Annotated in this window: 18 protein-coding genes; 6 read left to right on the forward strand and 12 right to left on the reverse strand. The window is 68.9% G+C overall.

Annotation, left to right across the window (positions count from 1 at the left end; all coding sequences use genetic code 11):
• Positions 1-42: 42 nt before the first annotated feature.
• On the forward strand, positions 43-1,314 hold the full coding sequence (locus tag RJT68_RS13505) for an ornithine cyclodeaminase (protein WP_407037082.1): 1,272 nt from the start codon (positions 43-45) through the stop codon (positions 1,312-1,314).
• 529 nt (positions 1,315-1,843) lie between these two features.
• The gene (locus RJT68_RS13510) at positions 1,844-2,809 is read left to right on the forward strand and encodes a phytoene/squalene synthase family protein (RefSeq protein WP_407037083.1); all 966 of its coding nucleotides are present in this window, start codon (positions 1,844-1,846) and stop codon (positions 2,807-2,809) included.
• A gap of 41 nt (positions 2,810-2,850) precedes the next feature.
• On the opposite strand, the gene RJT68_RS13515 is transcribed toward RJT68_RS13510, so the two are convergent.
• Complete coding sequence (locus RJT68_RS13515) at positions 2,851-3,519, reverse strand: class I SAM-dependent methyltransferase (RefSeq protein WP_407037084.1); 669 nt, start codon at positions 3,517-3,519, stop codon at positions 2,851-2,853.
• A gap of 358 nt (positions 3,520-3,877) precedes the next feature.
• Between RJT68_RS13515 and RJT68_RS13520 the strand changes: the two genes are divergently transcribed.
• Entirely contained in the window at positions 3,878-8,752 is a 4,875-nt protein-coding gene (locus tag RJT68_RS13520) for a glycoside hydrolase family 2 TIM barrel-domain containing protein (protein ID WP_407037085.1), read from the forward strand.
• A 13-nt stretch (positions 8,753-8,765) separates the two neighbouring features.
• Here the strand turns inward: RJT68_RS13520 and cruF are convergent, their stop codons facing one another.
• From cruF to RJT68_RS13535, 3 genes are all read right to left on the reverse strand, one after another.
• The gene (gene cruF, locus RJT68_RS13525; RefSeq protein ID WP_407037086.1) at positions 8,766-9,668 is read right to left on the reverse strand and encodes a bisanhydrobacterioruberin hydratase; all 903 of its coding nucleotides are present in this window, start codon (positions 9,666-9,668) and stop codon (positions 8,766-8,768) included.
• Entirely contained in the window at positions 9,661-10,548 is an 888-nt protein-coding gene (locus RJT68_RS13530) for a prenyltransferase (protein ID WP_407037087.1), read from the reverse strand. The genes cruF and RJT68_RS13530 overlap by 8 nt, the downstream gene beginning before the upstream one ends.
• Positions 10,549-10,667: 119 nt before the next feature.
• Positions 10,668-12,233, reverse strand: a complete 1,566-nt coding sequence (locus RJT68_RS13535) for a phytoene desaturase family protein (RefSeq protein WP_407040373.1) — start codon at positions 12,231-12,233, stop codon at positions 10,668-10,670.
• Between the two features lie 274 nt (positions 12,234-12,507).
• On the opposite strand from RJT68_RS13535, the gene RJT68_RS13540 reads away from it, so the two are divergent.
• Positions 12,508-14,361: a formate/nitrite transporter family protein gene (locus RJT68_RS13540; protein ID WP_407037088.1), complete on the forward strand. Its 1,854-nt coding sequence runs from the start codon at positions 12,508-12,510 to the stop codon at positions 14,359-14,361.
• A gap of 151 nt (positions 14,362-14,512) precedes the next feature.
• Here the strand turns inward: RJT68_RS13540 and RJT68_RS13545 are convergent, their stop codons facing one another.
• The 4 genes from RJT68_RS13545 to RJT68_RS13560 all read right to left on the reverse strand — a co-directional run bounded on the left by RJT68_RS13545 (position 14,513) and on the right by RJT68_RS13560 (position 17,231).
• The gene (locus RJT68_RS13545) at positions 14,513-14,797 is read right to left on the reverse strand and encodes a translation initiation factor eIF-1A (RefSeq protein ID WP_407037089.1); all 285 of its coding nucleotides are present in this window, start codon (positions 14,795-14,797) and stop codon (positions 14,513-14,515) included.
• A gap of 94 nt (positions 14,798-14,891) precedes the next feature.
• Complete coding sequence (locus tag RJT68_RS13550) at positions 14,892-15,410, reverse strand: YkgJ family cysteine cluster protein (protein ID WP_407037090.1); 519 nt, start codon at positions 15,408-15,410, stop codon at positions 14,892-14,894.
• 115 nt (positions 15,411-15,525) lie between these two features.
• On the reverse strand, positions 15,526-16,365 hold the full coding sequence (locus RJT68_RS13555; RefSeq protein ID WP_407037091.1) for a VOC family protein: 840 nt from the start codon (positions 16,363-16,365) through the stop codon (positions 15,526-15,528).
• Between the two features lie 86 nt (positions 16,366-16,451).
• Positions 16,452-17,231 (reverse strand): fumarylacetoacetate hydrolase family protein, encoded by a 780-nt coding sequence (locus RJT68_RS13560; RefSeq protein WP_407037092.1) that lies wholly within the window; start codon positions 17,229-17,231, stop codon positions 16,452-16,454.
• A gap of 183 nt (positions 17,232-17,414) precedes the next feature.
• Between RJT68_RS13560 and RJT68_RS13565 the strand changes: the two genes are divergently transcribed.
• A complete protein-coding gene (locus RJT68_RS13565; RefSeq protein ID WP_407037093.1) occupies positions 17,415-18,572 on the forward strand; it encodes an MBL fold metallo-hydrolase in 1,158 nt (385 codons plus the stop codon).
• 36 nt (positions 18,573-18,608) lie between these two features.
• On the opposite strand, the gene RJT68_RS13570 is transcribed toward RJT68_RS13565, so the two are convergent.
• Together RJT68_RS13570 and RJT68_RS13575 are read right to left on the reverse strand one after the other, a co-directional pair.
• Complete coding sequence (locus RJT68_RS13570; RefSeq protein ID WP_407037094.1) at positions 18,609-18,944, reverse strand: nuclear transport factor 2 family protein; 336 nt, start codon at positions 18,942-18,944, stop codon at positions 18,609-18,611.
• Positions 18,945-19,048: 104 nt separating this feature from the next.
• Complete coding sequence (locus RJT68_RS13575) at positions 19,049-19,996, reverse strand: redoxin domain-containing protein (protein WP_407037095.1); 948 nt, start codon at positions 19,994-19,996, stop codon at positions 19,049-19,051.
• A 408-nt stretch (positions 19,997-20,404) separates the two neighbouring features.
• On the opposite strand from RJT68_RS13575, the gene RJT68_RS13580 reads away from it, so the two are divergent.
• Positions 20,405-21,472 (forward strand): mRNA surveillance protein pelota, encoded by a 1,068-nt coding sequence (locus tag RJT68_RS13580; RefSeq protein ID WP_407037096.1) that lies wholly within the window; start codon positions 20,405-20,407, stop codon positions 21,470-21,472.
• Between the two features lie 24 nt (positions 21,473-21,496).
• On the opposite strand, the gene RJT68_RS13585 is transcribed toward RJT68_RS13580, so the two are convergent.
• Together RJT68_RS13585 and RJT68_RS13590 are read right to left on the reverse strand one after the other, a co-directional pair.
• The gene (locus RJT68_RS13585; protein WP_407037097.1) at positions 21,497-22,276 is read right to left on the reverse strand and encodes a TrmB family transcriptional regulator; all 780 of its coding nucleotides are present in this window, start codon (positions 22,274-22,276) and stop codon (positions 21,497-21,499) included.
• Complete coding sequence (locus RJT68_RS13590) at positions 22,273-25,476, reverse strand: efflux RND transporter permease subunit (protein ID WP_407037098.1); 3,204 nt, start codon at positions 25,474-25,476, stop codon at positions 22,273-22,275. Before RJT68_RS13590 ends, RJT68_RS13585 begins: the two co-directional genes overlap by 4 nt.
• Positions 25,477-25,595 lie beyond the last annotated feature (119 nt).

Consider the following 25,595-nt stretch of genomic DNA (forward strand, 5'->3'; position numbering starts at 1 on the left):
AGACGCACACATTCACGGTCCCCCGTCGCCAAGGTCGTCGCAATGACAGTCACGCGAACCGTCGAACTCGAGGGGCACATCATCGACTCGGGGACGATGGGGCGGTGTTTCGGACTCGTCATGGACATGGGCGGCGAGTTCGAGGTCGAGGAGTTCGAGGTCGGCCGCCACAAGCACGCCGAGACCTACTGTCGGATGCGGGTCATCGCCGACAGCGAGGAGAACCTGCGCGAGATCGTCCACGAACTCAACCAGAACGGGGCCACGGTGGCCGATCCCCGGGACGCCACCCTCGAGGCGGCGCCGGACGACCAGGTCGTCCCGATCGACTTCTACTCGACGACGAACCACCCGACGTACGTCAGAATCGACGGCGAGTGGCACGAGGTGGAGGACATCGAGATGGACTGCGCGCTCGTCGTGGAGAAATCGGGGCCGGAGGACCCGCACGGAGCCGGTAAAGCCGGCGACCGCGGGAACGGGGAGACGCGCGTCCGAACGAAGGTCCTGAACGCCATCGAGGAGGGCGACCTGGTCGTCACCGGCGAGACCGGCATCCGGGTCGAACCGCCCGAGCGCCCCCGGAACGGGGGCGGGTCGTTCGGCTTCATGCAGGGCGGCGTCTCGAGCGAGCGCCCCTCGAAGTCGCTCATCGCCGAGATCGCCGACGAGATGCGCGAGGTGCAGGAAAACGGCGGGAACGTGCTCGCCGTCTGCGGGCCGGCGATCGTCCACTCCGGCGGGCGGAACGCCCTCGCCGACCTCGTCCGGGAGGGCTACGTCGACGCCCTCAGCGCGGGCAACGGGTTCGCCGTCCACGACCTCGAGCGGGACCTCTACGGCACCTCGCTGGGCGTCGACACGGAGAGCCTCGAGCACCCGCGGAAGGGGCACAAACACCACATCTACACGATCAGCGAGATCGTCCGCCTCGGCGGGATCGAGGAGGCCGTCGAGGCCGGCGTCGTCGACGAGGGCGTGATGTACGAGTGCGTGGTCAACGACGTCCCGTACGTCCTCGCCGGCTCCATCCGCGACGACGGGCCGCTGCCAGACACGATCACCGACGCCATCGAGGCCCAGAACGCCATCCGCGAACAGGCCCAGGAGGCGGACCTCGTGCTCATGCTCTCGACGCTGCTCCACTCGGTCGCCGTCGGCAACTGCCTCCCCTCGACGACCAAGACCGTCTGCGTCGACATCAACCCCGCCACGGTCACCCAGCTGCTCGACCGCGGTAGCGCACAGGCGGTCGGCATGGTCACCGACATCGGGACGTTCATTCCGATGCTCGCCGAGGAACTGCTCGAGTAATCGACGTGAGGAGGCGCCCGAGGAGTTCCGGAGCGAGTTCGAAGCGTTCAGGGGCGAGACGGACGGGCTGACGACCGCCGCCGAAACGTTCGCCGACGGTGTCGCCGCGCTCGCGGACGGAAACGAACTGGACGCCAACGACCACTTCTCCGACGCCGACGACGCGCTCGACGCGTGTGAGGGGGAGAGCACGGACGTGGCGCTGTCGCCCAACTAACGGGGACGAAACGGAAACGAAAACGGATAGTTCGAGTCGATGGCGTCCATCGACGACAAATGGCGCTTGGAAGGGGTCACTGCGCCGATTACGTCGACAGCCGAAACGTCTCGGGCGAGGCGCTCACCACGTCGATGGACGTCTTACGGTCGCCATTCCACCGGCACGGCCCAATCGCCGAGCGAACCGTCTCGACGAGTCGTTCGGCGAAACCCAGCCTAGTGAGGGATAGGCCTTTTTATCGCGTGTGTCGAAGGACGCATCCACTCGCTGACAGCCGTCCGGTGACGGGCGTCACCGGCGAAGACGGACATGAAACAGGACCACATCGAGGCCGGCAAGGAGATCCAGCGACGAACCGGGAAAACGTTCTACCTCGCGACGAGATTCCTCCCCGAACGGGTGCGAAACGCCACGCACGTCCTCTACGCGTTCTTCCGGATCGCCGACGAGGTCGTCGACGACGCCGACGGCGTCCCCCCGGCCGAACAGGCGGCCAGGCTCGAGGAGCTCCGTGCGCAGGCCCTCGGGGAGCGCGAGACGGACGAACCGGTGCTCGTGGCGTTCCGGGAGCTTCGCGAACGGTACGGGATCGCCGACGAGGAGGTGAACGTCTTCGTCGACGCGATGAAGCGGGACATCCACACGGATCGGTACGAAACGTACGCCGAACTCGAGGCGTACATGCGCGGATCGGCGGCCTCGGTCGGCGTGATGATGACCGCGATCATGGAGCCCGACGACCCCGAGTCGGCCCTCCCGCACGCCATCGCGCTGGGGGAGGCGTTCCAGCTGACGAACTTCCTGCGAGACGTCCGCGAGGACGTGGTCGAGCGCGACCGGATCTACCTCCCCCGGGAGCTCCTGGACGCCCACGGGGTTCCGGACGAACAACTCGTGCGCCTCGAGTCGAGCGACGAATTCGAATGCGCGATGCGCGAGGGACTGAAGCGCGCGGAGGACCGCTACCGCGAGGGCGTCGCTGGCATCCGCTACCTCCCCGAGGATTGCCAGCTTCCGGTGTTGCTCGCGGCGGTGCTCTACGCCGAACACCACGCGGTCGTCCGCGCGCAGGGGTACGACGTGCTCGACCGGGAACCGTCGCTGTCGACGGTACGAAAACTGCGCTGTCTGGCGAGGACCCGGTGGCACTGGCACTGGAACCGCGACCCCGAGGCGGTTTTCGAGCGGGTGTCGGCCGTCCCGACGTTCGAGCGGGATCGCGACCCCGCCGCCCGAGGGCCGGAACACGGCGATCACGTGCCGTCGCGAACGTGACGGTCCGTGGTTCGTGAACGAGACGCCGAGCGGGTCGAGGACTACGAGGTCGACCTGAACGTCCGAACGGTGTCCTTCCGACTCGAGGTCGAGGCGACCTCGACGAAGCCCCGGTCGGTGAAGATGGCGCGCCAGTCGCGGTGGTAGAGGGGGAACTCGTCGTTGACGTAGCTCACCTGCGGGTCGGCCGGTTCCTCGCGTTCGCCCCCGAATCCGCTCGAGGCGTCGGCGTCCGACGGCCGGCCGGCGTCGAGGTCGCCTTCGTTCTCCACGGTGACGAGGAGGTCGGCCGCGATCCGGGACAGTTCGTCGAAGACCCACTCGGCGTCCGGGTGGACGTGCTGGAGCGTCTCGACGGAGTAGACCGCGGCGAACCGGTCGTCTTCGAACCCGCCGACGACGTCCTCGATGGCCTCCGAGTAGAACTCCCCGCTCGCGGCCAGGTCGGGGTAGTGCTCCGCCATCACGTCGAACGCGTCCTCGTTGAGGTCGATCCCCGCGAGGGTGTCGAAGCCGTGATCGCGAAGGTGGGCGAGGTGACGACCGCAACTGCACCCGAGTTCCAGGACGGGCGCGCTTTTGTCGATCGACTCCTCGAGGATGTGCAGGAGAACGTCGCTCGTCTCGTTCGGGCCGTAGTACGCGTAGTACGCCGGGGAGAACTCGCCGGACCGCTCCGCCCACTGACGCCGAACGTTGTGTGAGTCCACACGGATACGCCACCGGGGAGACGTAAAACCCCGTTGCACTCGGGACGACGATCCTCGAGCGGTACGTTACTCCCCGTTCGTGTTCGAGCGTCACTCCACTCCCCGTTCGTATTCAAGCGCTACTCCACTCCCAGTCCGGGTTGGGCAGCGTTTTCGCCGCGTTTCCGTCGGTGAGACTGGTAGAAACCATTAATAATAGCGAACAGGATTTCACCATTGGTATCGTGAACGTACCCAATGAAACGAGAGACACGAGCGGAATCGACCGCCGTTCGCGGCGGCGGCCGAACGAGCGCCGGCGGCGCTCGCCGACGATCGAACGGACGGGACGGAACCCGAGCGAGGGGGTGAGCGTCCGATGAGTGGAAACGGGGCGAGCGGCGCTCGGTCGGACGATCCGACCGCCGAGGCCGCGTCGAGTCGACCGACGGCCTCGACGACGCGTCGTCGCTTCCTCCAGGCGACCGGACTGGCGGCGTTCGCGACCGGACCGACGGTCGGCTCCGTCGCGGGCGCGCCGTCACCGACGTCGGGTCCGGGCCGGATCGAGAACCTCGAGGCGTACCTCGAGGACCCCACCGTCTTCGAGGAGAACCGGGAGCCCGCCCACGTCACCGCGGCGATCCCGTACGGTTCGATGGGCGAGGCCCGTCGGGCGGACGTGCCGTTCACCGAACTCGAAGAGCGGTTCGCCGGGTCGCGGTACGTCGAACTCCTGAACGGCGAGTGGAACTTCGCGTTCTACGATCGGCCGGCTGACGTCCCCGACACGCTCGACGGGATCGACTGGGAGTCGATCGCCGTTCCCGCCACCTGGCAGACGGAGGGCTACGACCAGCGGATCTACGTGAACACCGACATCACGTGGAACCACTACGATCCGCCCCAGGAGGGAGACCTGATCCCGGACGACGGCGGCGCGGTCGACGTTCCCGGCGTCGGCGACGGCGACGACGATGCGTACAACCCCGTCGGGATCTACAATCGCACGCTGTCGGTCCCCCAGAAGTGGGACGAGCGCGAGGTGTTCCTCCACTTCGAGGGCGTGAAGCAGGCGTACTTCGTCTGGATCGACGACGAGTACGTCGGCTTCCAGCAGGGGTCGATGACCCCCGGCGAGTTCGACGTCACGGCGCACGTCGACCCCGGCGCGGACCACGACCTCACGGTTCAGGTCTACCGCTTCAGCGACGGGGAGGCCCTCGAGACCCAGGACATGTTCCGCTACGCCGGGATCTTCCGGAGCGTCTACCTGTACTCGACGCCGCGGGTCCACCTCCGCGACTTCCACGTTCGGACCGACCTCGACGACGGGAGCGCCGCGCTCCGCGTCGACGCCGAGGTGGTCAACTACGGGGAGTCGCCGGCCGGCGAGTTCACGGCGCGCGGACACCTCTTCGGCCCGGACGAAGCCCGCCCCGGCCGCGGGAAGGGAGAGAACTCCCGTCGGGGCCGCGACGAACGCGATCGAACCCACCCCGGTCGCGGTGAGGGGCCCCCGGACGACCGAGGCCGCGGCAAAGGAAACCGCCCGCCCCGTGCCCGGAAGGTGGCGACCCTCTCGGCGACCGAATCGGTCGACGAGGACGGCGCGCACCTCGTGTTGACCGCCGACGTCGACGATCCCGAGGTCTGGTCGACCGAACACCCGACCCTCTACACGCTGGTGCTGGAACTGGTTCCGGCAGGGTCGAACGACTCCACGGAGGCGATGCTCGAGAAGGTCGGCTTCCGCTCGTACGACACCACCCGCGGCCAGCAGGGCGCTCAGGTCATCGTCAACGGCGAACCGGTGAACGTCCGGGGCGTCAACCGCCACGAGACCGATCCCGACACCGGGCGGACGGTCCCCCTCGAGCGGGTCCGGGAGGACATCGAGACGATGCTCCGGTTCAACGTGAACGCCGTCCGGACGGCCCACTACCCCAACGACCCCACGTTCTACCGACTGGCGGACGAGTACGGCCTGTACGTTCAGGACGAGGTGAACGTCGAGACCCACTGGTGGGAACACCTGCTCGAGAACACCGAGGCGTACCACGATCAGGCGGTCGAGCGGTTCCGCCGCATGGTGCTGCGCGACCGGAACCACCCGTCCATCTTCTCGTGGTCGACCGGAAACGAGGCCGGTACCGGCGCGGAACACCTCGAGATGGCGGCCCTCGTGATGGACTCCGACGAGTACCTCCCGGAGGACACCGACGACGTGAGCGGCGTCGACGCGGTCGAATCGTACGACGGCGGCGTCGAAGGCTTCGCGCCCGACCGCCTCGTCTACCACCAGCCCAACGGCGGCGGCTGGAACGTCGCGTACAGCGACATGCTCGGGCCGCGGTACCCGAGCGTCGACGGCCTCCTTCGCGAGGCCGACGGCACCGGCATCGGGGACGGCCTCCGGCCCGTCGTGATGGGCGAGTACAACCACGCGATGGGCAACAGCCTCGGCCTCGTCCACGAGATGTGGAACGAACACATCGATCCGCCGGTCCGCCGGGCGCGGGATCGATCCGGGACCGACGCGGACGGCGTTCTCGTCGGCGCACCCGAGGTCGTCCCCGGACCCGACGCCGGATCCGGCGGGCGGACCGACGGGGTGGTCGTGCTCGACGACGGCGACGTCATCGAGGTCCCCGAGGGCTCCGCACCCTCACTCGAGGACGGCGCGTCGTTCACGGTCGGCGTTACCGTTCGCGGCCTCGAGCGCGACGGGGAGGCCCCCCTCGTCACCTGCGGCGACCGGTACGCGCTGGGCCTGGTCGACGACACCCTCGCGTTCGCGGTCGGCGACGCGGCGGTCGACGCACCCGCCCCCGACGACCTGTTCGACGGGGATGGGTGGCACACCGTCGTCGGCGTTGCTGACGCCGACGCGGGCGACCTTCGGCTGTTCGTCGACGGCGACGAACTCGAACGCGCTGACGGCCCCTCGTCGGCGTCCCTCGAGGGCGACGCCCCCCTGCGGATCGGAAGCGACGCCGACGGGGACGCGTTCGCGCGGGGGACCGTCGGCGGCGTCGGCGTCTACGACCGAGCGCTCGGCGCCGACGAGGCGGCGGACGCCGACGGAACGATCGAAGAAGGGGCGGTCCTGGCGTTCGACTTCGCCGACCTCCTGCGGGATCTGAGCCTCTCGGGCGGGTTCATCTGGGACTGGGTCAACCAGGACCTGAACGACGTCACCGACGACGGCGAGCCGTTCCAGTTCTACCACCTGGACGGTCCCGACGGGGCGTTCTGCCTCAACGGCCTCCTCTGGTCGGACCGCACCCCCCAGCCGGAGCTGTGGCAGCTCAAACACAGCCACCAGCCGGTGGGCGTCGCGGACGCGGACGTCGCGAACGGCGAGATCTACGTCAGGAACCGGTACGCCTTCACGAGCCTCGAGGCGCTCGACGCCACGTGGACGCTGACCGCCGACGGCGAGGCGGTCGACGAGGGCGGCCTCGACCTCGACCTCGAGCCGGGGGAGACCCGGCGCGTGACCGTCCCGTTCGACGCGCCGGCCGACCCCGATCCGGGGACGGAGTACCACCTGACGCTGTCGTTTGCGCTCACGGCCGACACGCGCTACGCGGATGCAGGTCACGAGGTCGCGTTCGAGCAACTCGAGGTCCCCCTCGACGTCCCCGAGCCCGATCCAATCACCACCGAGGAGTTGCCGGCGGTTACCGCGTCGGAGGACGGGGACGACGTCGTCGTCTCCGGCGATGACTTCGAGTACGTCCTCGACGGCGAATCGGGGACGCTCTCGGCGATGACCTACCGTGGATACGACCTGCTCGAGCGCGGCCCGCTGTTCGACGCCTGGCGGGCCCCGATCATGAACGAGCTTCAGGAGTGGGGGCGCGCCCCGGCGCACTCGTGGTACGACGCCGGGCTCGACGACCTCGACCACTCGGTCGAATCGATCGACGTCGATCAGCCGGCGGAGTCGGTCGCGCGGATCGCGGTCCGCGGCGTCGCCACGGGAGCCGAACGGGAGCCGGAACGTCTCACCCCCGACCGGTCCGACGCCGGCAACGACGGGACCGTCGTCGGCGGACCGGACCTCGTCGACGGGCGAACCGGTCGGGCCGTCGCGCTCGACGGGGGGTCCCAGTACGTCGACGCCGGGGCCGACTCGAGTCTGAACCTCGACGCGCCGGGGTTCACGGTGTCGGTGACGTTCCGCGACCTCGAGACCGGCGGCCACGTGCCGCTCGTGACGAAGGGCGACCACCAGTACGCACTGAAGGTCAACGGCGACGCGTTCGAGTTCTTCGTCTACGACGAGACCTGGCACGTCGTCGACGAGTCGATCCCCGCTGACCTGCCCGGGGACGAATGGCACACGCTCACCGGCGTCTGTACGGACGACGAACTTCGGCTGTACCTCGACGGGGAGCGGATCGCGAGCGCCGCCAACGACGCGACGGCCGTGAACGCGACGGACTACCCGGTCCGGATCGGCCACAACGCGGAGCAAACGGATCGCTACGCGAACGCGACGATCGACGCCGCTCGAATCTACGATCGAGTCCTCTCCGACGACGACGTCGCCGAATCGTTCGACGAACCGCCGGCGGACGCCGTCCTCTGGTACGACTTCGACGAGTTCGAGGAGGGCGAGCCGACGTACGCCGGCTTCGAAACCCGGTACGAGTACCTCGTCTACGGGACGGGCGACGTGACCCTGGAGGTCTCGGCCGATCCGACCGACGAACTCCGAGACACGGTGGAGGGGTGGCTCCCGAAAGTCGGCGTACAACTCGAGCTCCCCGAGCGGTTCTCGGATTTCGAGTGGTACGGCCGCGGCGCGCTCGAGACCTACCCGGATCGCAAGTGGGGCGTCCCGGTCGGCCGCTACTCGGGGTCGGTCGACGAGCAGTACGTGCCGTACCTGCCGCCGACCGACAACGGGAACAAGGCCGAAACCCGGTGGGCCGCCCTCTCGGACGGCGACGTGGGCCTCCTTGGCGCCGCCGCGGACGGCGACGTGAACGCCAAACTCGAGCAGTGGGCCAACCTCGACGAGGCCGACTACCAGTACGAACTGGAAGACCGGGGGTCGGTCGGGTTCACCCTCGACCACGAGGTCACGGGCGTCGGCGGGACGCCGACCGATCCGATCGAGCGCTACCAGGTCGACGTCGCCCCGACCGGCTTCGGCGTCGTCCTGCGACCGTTCGCCGTCGGCGAGGACGACCCGATGGCGCTCTCGAAGCGACCGCTGCCGACGGTCGACGAGGAGTGACGGACGCTCGAGGCTAGCCGCGTTCCGAGCCGTCACTCCCGCCCGGGATCGCGGTCCTCACCATCTCGAGGTCGTACCGCTCGGTTCGGAGGAGGCCGAGGCCGAACAGCCCCGCCACCCCGACGGCCAGCCAGTTGCCGTAGCAGGCGTTGATCGTCCCCCAGAGGAGGACGAAGCTCACGAGGTCGTCGAGGGCGAACTCGCAGGTTCGGACGCGCTCGAGCAGCGCCTCCCGAGCCTCTGGATCGAGGCCGAACGCGAGGTCGAAGAGGACGACGCCGACGGCCCCCGAGAGGAGCCAGCCGAGGTAGTTCGAGAGCGGGACGCCGTAGTAGCCGCCGGGCGGGACGTACGTCCAGAAGCCGACGGCGACGGCACCGGGATCGAGCACGAGGTCGACGGCGACCACCGCGGCAACGGCCCCTCCCAGACGGAGCGGGAGCGAGCGCGCCCGATCGCCGAGGACCAGCACGGTGAGCAGGTAGGCGTTGGCTACCAGCGGGACGAAGAACAGCGGGAGCGCGAGGGGTACCTCGTCGGCGACCATGGGCCCCAACCGGATCCCGTACTCGAACGTCCCGTAGGGCCACCCCGTTCGGACGCCCACGAACTCGATCGCGTACGTGTAGGCCGTGAGGAGGCCGAGCGCCCCGACCCCCCGACGGTCGATCCTCGGGAGGAGTCCGACGAGCAGCGGCGAGCGCATCACCGCGGTCCCGAACAGGAGCAACAGCGCGTTGTACGCGAACGGCTCCGGAACCACCCCCTCGGCGCTGCCCACGAGCGTGACCGCGCCGACCACCGGGAAGACCACCGCGATCGTGAATCGGTTCTCGCGGACGACGGCGTCGAGGCGGCGCTGGAGGTTCTCCCTCGAGGCGCTCGAGCGGACGCGGACGTCCGTCGGCTCATCCATACAGGAGCCTCCAGAGGCCGCCCATCGTGAGCGCGGCGCCCACGACGGTGTTGATCGCGGGGAACCACCAGTAGGCCCGGTCTACGGCGACGCTCGCCGTCGCGATCCCCGCGACGAGCGCCGGGTAGACGAGCATGAGCGCCCCGAGTCTGATATCCAGCGCGGCGAATGCGCCCGCGGCCGCGAACCAGCAGGCGCCGCAGTAGGCGTAGGTCCGGCGCTCGCCGAGGACCGTCGCGGTGGTCCGGATCCCCGTCTGCCGGTCGGGTTCGATGTCGGGGATCGCCGAGAACGTGTGCATCCCCATCGCCCAGAACCACCCGCCGAGGAAGGCGAGCACCGGCGGGTGGGCGCCCGCGACCGCGGCGTAGGCGGCGGCACCCGGCGCGACGTAGAGTCCGTTCGAGACCGAGTCGAGCACCGGCGTCGTCTTGAACCGGACCGGGGGCGCGCTGTAGGCGGCCCCGAGGAGGAGGAAGACCGCGAGCCACGGCCACGACGCCGACGGAAGCAGCGGCGCGAACGCGACGGGGAGGAGGGCGCAGATCGTAACCGCCGCGGGGACGGACGACTGCCCACGGTAGCGGACCTCCCGCTCGTCTTTCTTCGGGTTCGCGGCGTCGATTTCGCGGTCGTACACGTCGTTGATCCCGTAGAGGAAGACGTTCGCCGGGAGGAGGAAGTACCCGAAGAGGACGACCGCCTCGAGCGAGACGAGGTCGGCCCTCGCCTCCGCCGCGTACGCGACCCCCACGAGCACCGGTCCCGCGAGGTACAGCCAGAAGCGCGGCCTCGAGAGCGCCAGCATGTACGAGAGTTGCTCAGCGACGCTCTCGGTCCCGCCGGCGGTCGTGCGTTCGGCGTCGGTATCGGGTGTCATCTGGGTCTCGCCCGCTCTATCGTCCCGCTCGCGGGGTGGTGCTCGCGTTGGCGTTCGGATTCCCCGGACTCGCGTTCGCTATCGCGCGGCGGTTCGCGTTCGCGTCCGCGTCGACGGGCTCAGAACCCGTAGTCCTCACGCACCATGTCGGCGGTGATCTCGCCGCTGATGACGCACATCGGAACGCCGATTCCCGGCGTCGTGTACGACCCCGCGTAGTAGAGGCCGTCGACCGCCTTCGAGCGGTGAGAGGGGCGGAAGACGGCCGTCTGGCGGAGCGTGTGGGCCATGCCGAGCGCGGTTCCCCGGTAGCTGTTGTACCGATCGGCGAAGTCCCCGACGCAGAAGGACTCCTCGAAGACGATCCGATCCCGAAGGTCGGTTCCCGTGTTGTCGGCGAGATCCTCGAGGATCCGGTCGCGGTACCGTCGGCGGATCTCGGGCGCGTCCTCGAGGCCCGGCGCGATCGGGACGAGGACGAACAGCGCGCTGTGACCGTCGGGAGCCACGTCGTCGTCGGTCTCGGATGGGACGCAGCAGTAGTAGGCGGGGTCGTCGGGCCACGCCGGGTCGTCGAAGATCTGGGCGAAGTGCTCGTCCCAGTCGGGCGGGAGGACCAGCGTGTGGTGGGCGAGCTCCGGCACCTCGCCCTCGACGCCGAGGTAGAGCAGGAACGCCGAAGGGGCGTACGTCTTCGACGCCCAGTAGTCCGCGTCGTAGCTGCGCTGTTGGGGGGGCAGCAGTTCGAGTTCCGTGTGGGCGTAGTCGGCGTTGCTCACCACGAGGTCGGCCTCGAGCGGGCCGCGTTCCGTCTCGAGGAGGAACGCCCCCTCGCGGCCCTTGATCGCGGTGACCGGGCGGTCGGTCTCGTACTCGACGCCGAGCTCCCGGCCGAGGTCGGCCATCGCGTCGACGACGCCGCCGATGCCGCCCTCCGGGTACCAGACGCCGAGGTTGAAGTCGACGTGGCTCATCAGGTTGTACAGCGCCGGCGTGTTCTGCGGCGAGCCCCCCAGGAAGACCAGCGTGTACTGCATTATCTGCTGGAGCTTCGGGTGATTGAAGTACTCCTCGACGTGGTCCTGCATCGACCCGAGGAACGTCAGCCCGCGGGCGTGCGTGAGGAGGCGCGGATCCAGCCAGTCGCGAACCCGGGACCGGTCCTCGTAGACGAAGTGCTCCATCCCCACCTCGTAGGTTCGCCGCGCCTCCTCGAGGTAGGCCTCGAGCGCCTCGCCGGCGCCCGTTTCGTACGACTCGAAGACGCGCTTCGTGCGCTCGAGGTCGGGCGTGACGTCCACCCGGTCCCCGCGTGGTCGCGGGGTCTGCCCGCTCGCGTCATTCACGGAATCGCGTTCCGGGCTCTCCTTGAAGAAGATCCGGTAGTGCGGATCGAGGTGGGTGAGGTCGTAGTAGTCCGAGGGCGTCCGATCGAACGCGCCGAAGAAGCGCTCGAAGACGTCCGGCATCAGGTACCACGAGGGGCCCATGTCGAACGAGAAACCCGTCTCGTCGTCCTCGAGGCGGCTCGCCCGGCCGCCGAGTTGCTCGTTCGCCTCGACGACGCGCACGTCGGCCCCCGCGTCGGCCAGGTGGCACGCGCAAGAGAGACCGCCGAACCCGGCGCCGATCACGGCCACCGACTCACCCCGCAGCGGTTGCATGTACTCACGTGAGCGTCGGATCGGTGAAAAGTGTGGTACATACGTACGTAGGGTCGGAGCGGGAACCGACCGGATCGGTCGGCCTCGAGCGGGATCCACGATCGAACTCCTCGGCGTCGAACCGACGGCCGACGACGTCTCGGGGCGTCCGACTCATCCCCCGGGTGTCGGTTCACTTCCTCAACCTACACTTCCTTTCCCCTCCAACGCATTTCTCCACTCGCGCGAGAGCACGTTCCGCGGACGAGTATCCCGAAAGACAAACCCTTAGTCATTCAGCGAATTCGACTACGTAATGAGCGAACCCGATCGCCCCCACTCGACGGAGCCGCCCGAGACCGATTCGGACGACTCGTCGGAGCGGACGCAACCGGACACCGAAGCGGTTCGCGACGCAGTCGAGCGATCCAAGAGCGGCGCGCCCGCCGTGGGATCGGTCGTCCGCGATCGGTTCTCCTCCGACGAGATCTTCCAGCGGATCGTCGCGGCCGCAGACGAGGAGGTCACCGCCAGTTCGCGTGAACTGTTCTTCAGCGCCGTCGCCGGCGGCTTCGCCATCACCATCACCTTCTTGCTGTACGTCTCGATGTACGAGTCGACCGACGCCGACCCCGTGATGAGCGCGCTCCTCTACCCGCTGGGGTTTCTCTACATCATCATCGGCAACTACCAGCTCTACACCGAGAACACGTTGCCGCCGGTCGCGCTCGTCCTCGAGCGCCTGGCGAGCATCCCCCGCTTGCTCTACGTGTGGGTGTTCGTCGCGCTCGGCAACTTCGCCGGCGGTGGCGTCGGGGCGGCCGTCCTCGCGTTCACCGGCGTCTTCTCGCCCGAGGCCGCCGCCGTCGCCGTGGACGTGAGCATGCACGGAGTGGAGACCCCGGCGACCGACCTGTTCTTCAAGGGAGCGATGGCGGGGTTGGTCGTCGCGGGCGTCGTCTGGATGGACTACTCCTCGCAGGACACCATCTCGAGGGTGGTCATCGTCTATCTAGCGTTTCTCGCCATCCCGATGGGTGACCTGTTCCACTCCGTCGTGTCGTTCACCGAGTTGATGTACCTCGTCTACCTCGGCGACGTCTCGTTCGGGTACGGCTTCGTCAACTTCGTCCTTCCAGTCCTCGCGGGCAACACGATCGGCGGCGTCGTCTTGGTGACGGTCGTGAACTACTTCCAGACGACGCGCGACCGGTTGGAGTCCGCCCGCTTCGCGGGCACCGAGCGACGGCTCTCGATCCCCGAGTGGGCGTTCGGCGGCTTCGCCGGTCGCTCCTACGTCCCCCTGCTCGACCACCCGGAGGCGACGGGCGGCGAGGGCTACCAGGTGGTCGTCCCGATCGCGAACCCCCGCACGGAGTCGGACCTCGTGGACCTCGCCGCCACTCTCGCGAGCGGACGGGAGGCCGCGACCGTCCACGTCGTTCACATCGTCCAGACGCCCAACCGACCGTCGGCCATCGCCGACAGGCAGCGGGCGAGGATCGAGGCCGAATCCGAGGCCAAACTCGAGCGCATGGCCGACTCGATCGGCGAGTACGACGTCGACTGCGAACTCTCGACGAGGGTCACGTCGCGATCGCTCGAGGAGATCTTCGCGAGCGCCGAACGCGTGCAGGCCGACCTCGTGGTGATGGGCTGGGGCGACAACCGGGTCTGGGGCGCCGCCCACACCGAGCGTCCGCTCGGCGAGTTGGCCAGCCGACTCCCCTGCGACCTGCTCGTGTTCGAGGATCGGGGCTTCGACGCTTCACGAATCCTCCTGCCGACCGCCGGCGGGCCCGACTCGGACCTGAGCGCCGAGGTCGCGAAGACCCTCGAAACGAACTGCAACGCCGACGTCACGCTCCTTCACATCGTCGACGGTCCCGAGGAGCGCGAGGAAGGGGAGCGGTTCCTCGGCGAGTGGGCCGCGGACCACGACCTGATGAGCGCCGATCGCGTCGTCGACGACTCGGGCGACGTCGAGCCCGCGATCTGTCGCGAGGCCGGCGACCAGACGATGATCCTCATCGGCGCCACCGAGCGGGGACTGCTCACCCGACTCGTGACCGGAACGCTCCACTTCGACGTCATCGAGCAGGTCGACTGCTCGGTGTTACTCGCGGAGCGACCGGCCGAGCGCTCGCTCTACGAGCGCCTGTTCGGCTGAGCCGGGGCGTCTGCGGAAGCCCGGACGTCGAAACTGGAGTCGGGAGTTGAGAGTCGGGAGTCGGCGGAGACTCGAGCGTCGACGCTCGAGCCGCGACGGTCGTCACTCGCGAGTCGGAAATGAACGCCCGTTTCGCGGGCCGCTCGAAAATTCAGTCGATGTGGCCTTCGCGCCGAAGCTGGTCGGCGTCCTGGCCGGTGTAGCGCCACTCGATGGTGGCCTTCTCGTCCTGCCAGTCCCAGGGTTCCGCGACGACGATGTCGTCCTCGTTGATCCAGGTCCGATACTTCATGCGGCCGGGGATGCGGCCGAGTCGTTCCTCGCCGTCCTCACAGCGGAGTCTGACGTGGTTTCCACCGAGGTGTTCCGTCACCACGGCGAACACTTCGTCCTTGTTTGGCATGCGGAGGTTCCGCCGCCCGGATTCTTCACTCACACACCTACTACGTGGGTCAGGCAATTAAATGATTGGAGTCGAGCGTTACCACGTGACGCACACCGGTTCCGTTCGCCGCGGACGGTCGTTCCGGCTACAGCTCGCGGTCGGAATCGGGGTTCTCGAGCACCCACAGTAGCTCGGGAAGGAACGCCTCGAGCTCGTCGATCACGCGACGCTCGCTCACGTTCAGCCCCTCGCAGTGCTCGCGGGCCGACTCCCGGACGTCGACGTGGAGGTCGCCGTCCTCGAGCCAGACGCCGAGGGGAAAGACCGAACAGCGCGTGGGCTTCCACTCCTCCTCGAGGTGGAGCGAGCAGAGGCCGTCCTCGCGGAGGAACGCGCAGGCGTGACCGTCCTCGGCGACGTGGTCGTCGCGCGCCTTCTCCTCGCGGCGGACGAACTTCTCGCCGCGGAAGTCGGTCGTCGTCTCGGCGAGGTTCGCGCGCGCGGCGAGCTCGAGCAGATCGCGGTCGTACAGCAGGACGCCGTGGTGACAACACCACGTGCAGTCGTCGACGCACTCGAACGTGAGGTCGGGGTCGAACTCGACGACGACCTCGCGGCCGGGATAGACCTCGACGCGCCGCGAGTCGGAAGCGTCAGCGCTCACGGCTCCGCGAAGGCGGCCGGGAGTGAAGTGCCTTTCTCACCGGGGACGTCGCATCGGAGTCCGGGACTCGACGATCCGGAGGGAACGGTTTCCGTGAGAAGGCCGACGACGGACGCTACGCCGCCCGAATCCGGACCGGGATCTCGTCCGGGTCCCGGATCTCGAGACCGTCGGCGCGGTCCTCGACGGAGACGCTGGCGTCCTCGAGTCGCCGCCGGACCGTCTCGAGCGCGTCGCCGTCCGGCACGACGAACTCGTACCACGCGATCCCGCGGCCGCCCGCCGGTCGCGACCGGTCGTTCCAACCGTTGACGCCGAGATGGTGGTGGTAGTCGCCGGCCGCGAGGAACAGCGCCGAACCGCCCTCCACCCGTACGCGAAGTCCGAGCGCGTCGACGTAGAACGCCCGCGCGGCCTCGATCGAGGACGTCTCCAGGTGGACGTGACCGACCGTCGTCCCCGGCGGCGTCCGCGCGGCCCCGTCCGACGCCGCCGCGACGTCCTCGAGGTCGAGCGGGGCCGTCCCGATCCGCACCGAACCGTCGTCCGCGCGCGGCCACTCCGTTCTCGGCCGGTCAGCGTACACCTCGACGCCGTTTCCCTCGGGATCGGTGAGGTACAGCGCCTCGCTCACGTGGTGGTCCGACGCGCCGTCCAGCCGCCAGCGCGCCCGGATCCGCTCGAGCGCGGCGCCCAGCGCGGCGCGCGAAGGGACCTTGAACGCGTTGTGGAACAGCCCCGCCCGGTCCCGATCCCTGGGTGACGCGCTCTCGTCGCGCGTTAGGACGAGTAACGGCGTCTCGCCGGCCCCGAGCGTCGCCGTCTCCGGGTCGCGCGTTCGAACCGAGAGGCCGACGACGTCCCGGTAGAAGTCGATCGTCCCCGCGAGATCCGAGACGGTCAGTGCGGTGCGGCCGACCCGGGCGTCGTCGGGGATGACGGGCGAACTGGTCATGTTCGGATACCGGATAGTGGGGACTGACCGGTATGTATCTTCGCGAACGGTGACCGAACCAGGTTACGCCGACGTCAGCGGGCCGGTCACTCGCCGGCGCGCTCGAGTGACGATCCCGCCACCCCCTCGTCCTCGAGGGGGCCGCGAGCGCTCGAGTCGACGACGGTGTTCCGCAGGGTGCCGACGCCCTCGTAGGTGATCTCGACGGCGTCGCCGGGTTCGACGAGGCCGGGGTTGGCGGGGCTGCCGAAGGAGACGACGTCGCCCGGGCGGAAGGTGACCCGGCGGGAGAGGTGGGCGATCACCTCGTACGGGTCGAACAGCATCAGCTCCGTGTTGGCCTCCTGGCGGCGCTCGCCGGCGACGTCGGTCCGCATCTCGATGCTCGTCGGGTCGACGTCGGTCTCGATCCACGGACCGAGGGGGCCGGAGCCGTCGAAGACCTTTCGGGCCGAGCGACCGCCCTGATCGAGCGCGTCCATATCGTTCATGATCGTGTAGCCCCGGACGACGTCGGGCACCTCCTCCTCGGCGAGGTTCCGACAGGGACGGTCGATCACCGCCGCGAGTTCGCCCGCGTACGTCAGTTCCTCGGTGAACGAGGGGTACGGGATCGGCTCCTCGTGAGCCAGCAGCGAGGCGGGCGGCTTGACGAAGAAGTCGGGTTCGTCGGGTCGTTCGTACTCCATCTGCTCGAGCGTGGCGGCGTAGTTGCGGCCGACGCAGTAGAGCGCCGAGGGTTCGCAGGGCGGCAACCAGTCGGCGTCGACGCCGACCTCGTAGGTTCGATCGTCGGCGTGGACGACGCCGTTTTCGTATCGGCCGGCGACCGGTCCGTCGGGCGTCGCGATCCGTGCGATTCGCATGCGCCCCGGTCGAGTCGGGGAGGGGTTAGCAGTACCGATCGGCGCCTTCCGACGGAGAGATCGAAGTGACGTCGCGCCCGCGGTGAGTCCGGGTCGATTGCGTCCGCCCGACGTTCCTGGTCGACCGCGCCCCGAGGAGTTCCGGGTCGAGGTTTAGGGCCCTCGAGGGCGTACGAACGCGATATGGTCACCACGCTCTCACCCGACCGGTTCGCCGACCTCGTGGACGGCGACGACGAATCCGTCGTCGTCGTGGACACCCGGGACGAGGACAGCTACGAATCGTGGCGCGTCCCCGGCGCGCACCACTTCCCGTTCGGACCCGAGGAAAATTTCGACGAGGACGGCCGACTCGAGGCCGTCCGCGACCTCGTCGGCGACGCCGATCGGGTCGTCACCATCTGCGGGAAGGGCATCTCCTCCGGAAACCTCGCGACCCAACTCGAGACGGCGCTCGGGGACGAGGGACCCGAGATCGAGACGGTGGACGGCGGGATGGAGGGCTGGAGCGGCGTCTACGAGCGCGTTCCCGTCGACGTCGGCCCGGGGATCGAGATCGTGCAGGTTCAACGGCGGGCCAAGGGCTGTCTCGGCTACGTCGTCGGTTGCTCGGAAACGGGCGAGGCGGTCGCCGTCGATCCGACCGACGATATCGACGAGTTCGAGGTCGCCGCGGAGGAGGCGGGCCTGACGATCGCTGGCGTGATCGACACGCACGTCCACGCCGACCACGTCTCGGGCGGGCGGCGACTGGCCGACGTCGTCGACGTTCCGTACTACCTCGGGGCCCGTGCGGCCGAGCGCGACGTGGCGTTCGAGTTCACCCCGCTCGAGCGAAACGAGGTGCTCGAGGTCGGCGACCTCGAGGTGAAGGCGCTGTTCGCGCCGGGGCACACGACGGAGATGATCAACCCGCTCGTGGACGATCGGGCGCTGCTGACGGCCGACACGCTCCACGTCGACTCGACGGGGCGGACGGAACTCGAGTTCGGAGACGAGGGGGGCGAGAAGGGGGCGAAGCTGCTCTACGAGACGCTGCACCGGACGATCCTCGCCGAACCCGAGGGCGCGGTCGTCCTGCCGGGCCACGTCACCGTCACCGAGGACGGTCGGTTCGCGCACGGACGCCCCGGCGAGCCGATTTCGACGACGATCCGCGCGGCCAGAACGGGGATCGACGCCCTCTCGCTCGAGGAGGACGCGTTCGTGGATCGGCTGGCCGACGCGGGCGAGAAGCCCGCCAACTACGAGGAGATCATCGAGCGAAACCGCGGCGCGCTCGAGGTGCCGCCGGAGGAGCGCGTGAAACTCGAGATGGGGCCGAACAACTGCTCGGCGTGAGGTCGGCCGCGGGCGTCTCCCGGCGCTCCCCAACCGTCACCGCGAGTAGGTGTCGAGCCGGACGATCCGCCCCTCCTCGAGCGCGAAGAAGTCGGCGAACTCGAACAGTTCCCGCTCGCCCTCGAGCACGCGCCCGCGGGCGGCCACGCGCTCCGACGCTTCGTCCTCGACCACCTCGAGGAGGTCGTGCTCGGTGTCCGGGTTCGGTCGCTCTTCGCGCATGAACTGGACGAACGCCGCCCGGTCCTCGAAGGTTCGATCGGGCCGCCGCTGGACGAACGTCGGCGCGAGGATCTCCTCGAGGGCCTCGTAGTCGTGCTCGTCGAGCGCGTCGTAGTACCGGCGGACGAGTTGGCTCCCCGTCGTGTCCATCGTTCCCCGGGGTTTCGACGCCGGGGGTAAAAAGCCCGCCCTCGAGCGGCGCGCTCGAGCCCTCGAGGGATAACTGAACCGGGCGAACTGGGTGAACCGAGCGGTCAGTCGTTCGAGCGCTCGAGGAGGTCCTCGGGCCGCGGCGGTTCGTCCCCGGCCTCCGCCGCGGCCCGGCGCTCGTCTGCATCCGCGCGGTACTCGTCGCCCTCGTCGTCCTCCCCGCGAGCGTAGCGCTCGGCCGCCTCGGCGTACCACCGCGCGGCGTTTCGCCGCTCGGTCGCCCCCTCGTTCGCCGTCGTCGCCCCCTCGAGGATCGCCTCGTCCTCGGCGGTTCGCCGGGCGGCGTCGAACGCCGCGGCGGCGTCCGACAGCGGCGCGATCGCCGCGTCGAAGGCGTCCGCCGCGGTGAGCCAGTCCGGTTCGGCGAGCGCCTCGATCCCTCGATCGTAGGCCGCCCGCCCCTCCTCGTACCACTCGTAGGCCATCCGGTAGCGCTCGAGGGCGGGTTCGTCGTCGGTGATCGACTCGATCGCCTTCCGGACCGCGACGAGGTCGGGAATCTCTTCGGGATCGGAGGCCGTCCACGCGTACTCGACGGTCCACTCCGCGCGTTCGGCGCCCCTACCGGCGCCGCCAGCGCTCGGGTCGGCCGCATCGCCGCCCTCGAGGACGAACACGGCCCACCTGGCGAGCCGTCGGTGGCCGTCCGGGGATTCCTCCTCGAGGACGCCGTAGGCCTCGGCGATTTCGCCGTCGCCGTCCGAGACGAGCGGGAAGCCGAGGTCGTACCGGTCGGCGAACGCACGGTGGCTGTAGGCCGAGTCGGTCGAGACGCCGACGACGGAGACGTCCCGCCCGATGGCGAACAGGTCGAACCCCTCGAGCAGACAGGTGTCGTCCGAACACCCCGGACCGAAGTCGGCGGGGTAGAACGCAAGCACGACGATCCCGTGGCCGTCGTCGACCAGTTCGTCGAGCCCGGACCGGACCACCGCGCCGTCGACCGCCGCCGGCCGTTCGAACGTCGGCGCCGTCTCGCCCTCCCTGAGCATGTCGCCCAGATTGGAGCGATCACACGTAGCTCCTCCGGTCGTTCTACTGGTAGCTCGCCTTCCGTTAGTTCGATACACGGCGTGTCTTCGCGACGGCGGAGTGAACACTGCGAAAGCCCCCGACCAGTTCGAGTCGCGTGGCGGCGTGCGCTCCTCGCTCCCGTTGGTCGCTTCGGTGCTACAGCCGCCACACTCCCCGAACCGGCCGGCCCCTTTCATTCCCACCCACGGACCTCACCCTCCCCAACCGACTCGTTCGCTCGCGCTGCTCGCTCACTCGCCCCTCGCACGTGATCGGCTTCGCCGCCTCGCGGCGCTCGGCACCTCCGCCAGCGCGCGCCGAAGGAGTGTGTCCGGTAGAGTAGACGATTCGTCACGCACTTACCGCCCCCTCGAGAACTCCCGAGTATGCAGATCAAGAGCCGGGAGCGGGTGGAGGGCGGCCGCGAGCGGGTCGAGGTCGTCCCGGAGAGCGTCGACGACCTCTGGCACCTGCAGTACGTGCTCGAGCCCGGCGACCGCGTCGCGGGCGATACGACCCGACGGATCCAGCGCAACGACGACCGGATGCGCGACACGGGCGGCGAGCGCGAACACATGTGGGTCGCCATCGCCGTCGAGGACGTCGAGTTCCACAAGTTCGCTAACCGGCTTCGCGTCAGCGGCGAGATCGTCGCCTGCTCGCGGGAGGACCAGCTCGGCTTCCACCACACGCTGAACGTCGAGGAGCGCGACGAGCTCTCGATCGAGAAGTGGTGGAAACCCGACCAGGAAGCCCGCCTCGAGGAGGCCGAGGAGGCGACCGAGAACCCGGACGTCACCATCGTCACCGTCGAGGAGGGCGAGGCGCACGTCCACACGGTCGCCCAGTACGGCACCGACCACCGGGCGACGATCACCGGCCCGACGGGGAAGGGCGAGTACGCCCGCGACCGCTCGGAGCTGTTCGCCGAGCTCTCGAAAGTTCTGCGACGGATGGACGTCGACGCGATCATCCTGGCCGGCCCCGGCTTCACGAAGCAGGACGCGCTGAAGTACCTCGAGGAGAACGAACCCGAGGTCGCGGAGAAGGTGACGACGGTCGACACCGCGAGCGTCGGCGACCGCGGCGTCCACGAGGTGCTCAAGCGCGGCGCCGTCGCGGACGTCCAGGAGGAGACCCGGATCGAGAGCGAGGCCGCCGACATCGACGAACTCACGAAACGGATCGCCGAGGGCGCCAAGGCGGCCTACGGCCCCGAGGAGGTGCAGAAAGCGGCCGAGTACGGCGCGATCGAGCGCCTGCTGATCCTCGACGAGAAGCTTCGGAAGGAGCGCGGGCCCGACGGCGAGTGGCGCGTCGACGTCGACGACATCGTCCGCACCGTCGAGCAGAAAGGCGGCGAGGTGACGGTCTTCTCGAGCGAGTTCCCGCCCGGTCAGCAACTGTCCAACCTCGGCGGCATCGCGGCGCTGTTGCGGTACCGCCTCGAGTGAGCCCCCCTCCGGTTCGCTACCCGATCACTCGGAGAACTGCGATCCGGCCGTGACCAGCTGGATCAGCACCGACGCGAACAGCGTATCGGCGCTCCAGATGGCGGTCTCGGTGCCGTCGTCGTCGATCACGCTCAGGAGGATCGTGTCGTCGTCGGCGACGGCGATCCGACCCGAACGGTCGTCGTCGCCCGTCGGGTACTCGGGCTCGAAGGCTCGAACGCCCTCGATCCCGTTCAACCGCTCTCGCACGGATTCGTCCCGACTGAGCCCCATCACGTCCACGCCGTCGGCCGCCCGATCCGCGATCGTCTCGTGAATCTCGTCCGTGAGGAGTTCGGGCAGCCGAGCGCCGTACAGGATCCAGCCGTCGGCGTCGGCGAGCAGTTCGACCACGCGGCTCGAGACGCGGTCCCGGCCCCTGATCGTCCAGATGTCCTCCCGAGTCTCCTCGAGGTCCCCCTCCCGCTGGACCGTCTCGACGTAGGTGAACGCCCGGTCCTGCTCCGCCTCGAACCGGTTTCGAAGCAGTTCGCGGGCCTCCTCGACGCCGACCGGTCGGTAGCGGATCGGCGTCGAGCGCTGGACCTCGAGCAGGCCGCGGTCCTCCAGGTCCTCGGCCACGCTGTAGACCTGCGAGCGCGGGACGTCGACGACGTCCGCGACGTCTCGAGCCGTGCCCGAGCCGAGGCGGTGGAGCGCGATGAACACCTTGGCCTCGTAGCTCGTGAGGCCGAGGCGCTCGAAGGCGGCGACGGCGTCGTCCTCCGAGGGGGAGTCGCCGTCGATCCCCGAATCGCGGCTCATCGGTCCTCACCCCCGCCGGCGGAATCGTCGGCGTCGGCGTCCGTCGCGCCCTCGGTACCGCCGTCGCTGGCGGTCGGCGCCGGCTGGCCGGTCGGCGGCGCGTCGAACGAGACGTCCGGCCCGAAGAAGCGAGTCCAGAGCACGAGCAGCGTCGGCAGGACGATGACGCTCGCGAGGAACGCGTACGCGATCGTCAACGCCGTGATGATCCCGAACTGGCGCAGCACGGGAAGGATGGCGAGCGCGAGCGTCCCGAAGCCGCCGATCGTCGTCGCGGCGCTGCCCAGCAGCGCGCCGCCCGTTCCCGTGACCGTCGTCCGCATCGCCGTCCAGACGTTACCCTGGCGCTCGAGTTCGAGCGTGTAGCGGGCGCTGACGTGGATGCTGTAGGCGACGCCGAGTCCGACCGTGAGGCTCGTGATCATGCCCGTCAGGACGTTGAACGGCATCTCGATTAGGTACATCGTTCCGAGGATCCAGCTGACCGAGAACGCCACCGGAAGCAGGGTGATCGCGCCCAGCGTCGCGCCGTTTCCGGTCAGCCAGTAGGCCACGGACAGGAACGCGAAGACGGCCACGAGCGTGATCAGCAGGCTCTCGAGGACCGTCTCGAGCAGATCCTGCTCGACGATGTAGCTGACGATGGGGTCGCCGGTGGCGACGGCCTCCAACGGTCCGCCGCCGTCGCCACCGCCGTCATCGCCCTCGATGCCCGCGGCGATCTCTCGCATCTCGTCGGTCGTCTCGTCGAAGGCGGCGTCGCCGGAGATCGAAACGACGAGTCGGGTCGACCGGTACTCGCCGTCTTCTGTTCGGTGGATCACCTGCCGAGCGGCCTCCTCGTCGACCTCGTACAGCTCGTCGTACAGCGCCTCGACGTTCTCGTCGGGGACGCCGTCGCCGTCGGTGTCGGCCTCCCGGAACGACTCGTCGAACGACTCGTTCTCGGCCGCGACGTCCTCCATCGTCGACAGCGGTCCCTGCACGTCGGCCTCGCCCGTCGGGAGCGTGTAGACGACGTCGCTCTCGGCCGCCTCGTCCTGTGCCTCCGCGACCCGCTCGAGCGTCTCGTCGTCGGTGACGTCGCCCCTGACGAGGATCTGGGCCTGCGAGTCGTCCCGCTGGAAGTGCTCGTTGACGTACTCGAGGTCGTTTTTCGCCTGGTAGTCGCCGGGGCTCATCGCGTCCGGAAGCCGCTCGGTCCAGGCGGGCGGGCTCTCCGCGAGGAAGTCCTCCTGTTCGAAGCTGGTGTCGACCTGCGTCGCCCCGTAGACGCCGCCGGCGGTGAGCAGGAGGGTCGCGACGAGGACGATCAGCGGAACCTTCCGCGCCGCGACGGCGCCCGCGGCGAGCGCGTCGCTGAAGCGGTTCTCGCCGGTCCCGAACGCCCGCTTGCGTCGGTCGAACCCGCGCGCCTCGAGGAACGAGTCGATCTCGACCTTGGCGGCGGGGATCAGTGCGCCGAAGACGATCAGCGCGGCGACGATGCCGAAGGAGCTGACGACGCCGAACTCCCGGATCGGACCGATCGGACTCACGAGGTTCGACAGGAAGCCGATCACGGTCGTCGCCGTCACCCAGACGAGCGCCGCGCCGACGCCCGCGAGGGCGACGGCCATCGAACCGCGAACGGAATCGGCGCCGGCCCCGGCCTCGCGCTGCTCACGGGTCGCGTCGCTCCCCGTTCGCTTCTCCGAGGCGCTGGGCGCCTCGCGCTGTTCGCGGTGGCGCATGAAGACGTGGATCGCGTAGTCGATCGAGAGCCCGATCAGGAGGACCGGGATGGCGACGAACATCTGGTTGAAGGCGATTCCCGCCCAGCCCATGAAGCCGAACGTCCAGACGAGGACGGCGACGATCCCGGCGACTCCGAGGACGATGTCGAGCGGGTCGCGGTAGGCGACCAGCAGCGTCGCGACGACGAACAGCAGCGCGAGCGGCCCGACGATCGCCAGGCTGTCGGCCATCGACCGGTCGATTTCGTCGGTGATGAGACCGGCGCCGAAGACGAGGTACGACTGCTCCCGATCGTTCGCGATCTCGCGCACCTCGAGCTGGCTCTCGACGATCCGCTCGTCGACGCCGCCCATCGCCTCCACGCTTTCGCTCTCGGTCGACTGCGTGATGGCCGTCATCCGCGCGTCGGCCTCGGTCGATCCCGGCTCGTAGCCCGTCGGCATGAACGACAGCGCCGAACCGCCGTTCGAGCCGCCGTCGTCGTCCGAGAGGACGGTCGTGAGCGTCTCCTCGTACTCCTCTTCGTCGAGTTCCTCGAGCGCCTCGATCTGTTCGTCGAGCGACGGGCGGTCACCGTCCCGGTCCCGAAGCTCATCCTGGCGTTCCTCGAGGTCGGCTCCCGCCGCTTCGAGGTCCTCGTACTCCTCCTCGAGGACGCCCGTCGTCCCCGCGGCGTAGACGCCCTCGAGCTGCTCTTGCAGCTCCCGGTACTCCGCTCGCTCCGACGGATCCTCGCCCGCCTCCTCGGCCTCGGCTTCGATCGCGTATAGCTGCGACTCGATCGCGCGCGCGTCCTCGACGGCGGCCTCGTACTCCGCCGCCTGCTCCTCGGTCAGATCGGCCGCGGAGATCGACTCCTCGACGGTCGCGTCCATCTCGGCTTCGATCCGGGCCGCCTCCTCCTCGTACTCGGGGTCGTCCTCGTCGGCGGTCGCGTTCAACTCGTCGTACTCCCGCTGGAGGTCGCGGACCTCGTCGATGCCCGTCACGAGCGTCTCGTTCGTGGCGTTCAACTCGGCCCGCCGCTCCTCGAGGTCGGCGGCGCGCGCTTCCAGTTCGGCGGCCCGCTCTTCGGTGATTGCCGTCATCGCGACGACGTTCTCGACGCCGACGATCGAATCGTTCTCGACGAGCGTCTCGTCGATGGACTCGTCACTCTTCACCGCCTGCTGGAACTCGAGCGAGGCGATCAGCGACTCCCGACTGAGGACGTTCCCGTCCCCGTCGGCGCGGGTTATCACCTGGACGGTCGTCGTGTTCTCGTCCTCCTCGACGGAGTAGTTCTCCTGGATCTCCTCGAGGGCCTGGGCCTCCGGCGACTCGCTCTCGAACTGATCGAGCGAGGAGTCGTCGTCGACCATCGGCATCCCGGCGCCGACGAGGGCGGTCAGCAGGAGGAGGGCGACCAGCACCGCCCTGGTGTGTCCCATCAGCGCGTCGGCGATTCGATCGGGGAGACTCATCGACCTGTTCCTCCGACGCGACTCGGACGACCAACTGGGACCATGCTGTTGTTATTCTCCTACAACTCGGCTCGAACATACGTGTTCGGATAGACACGATTTCGAACCGATCACGTACC

The organism is Halovalidus salilacus, assembly GCF_031852275.1.
GTDB classification, from domain to species: Archaea; Halobacteriota; Halobacteria; order Halobacteriales; family Natrialbaceae; genus Halovalidus; species Halovalidus salilacus.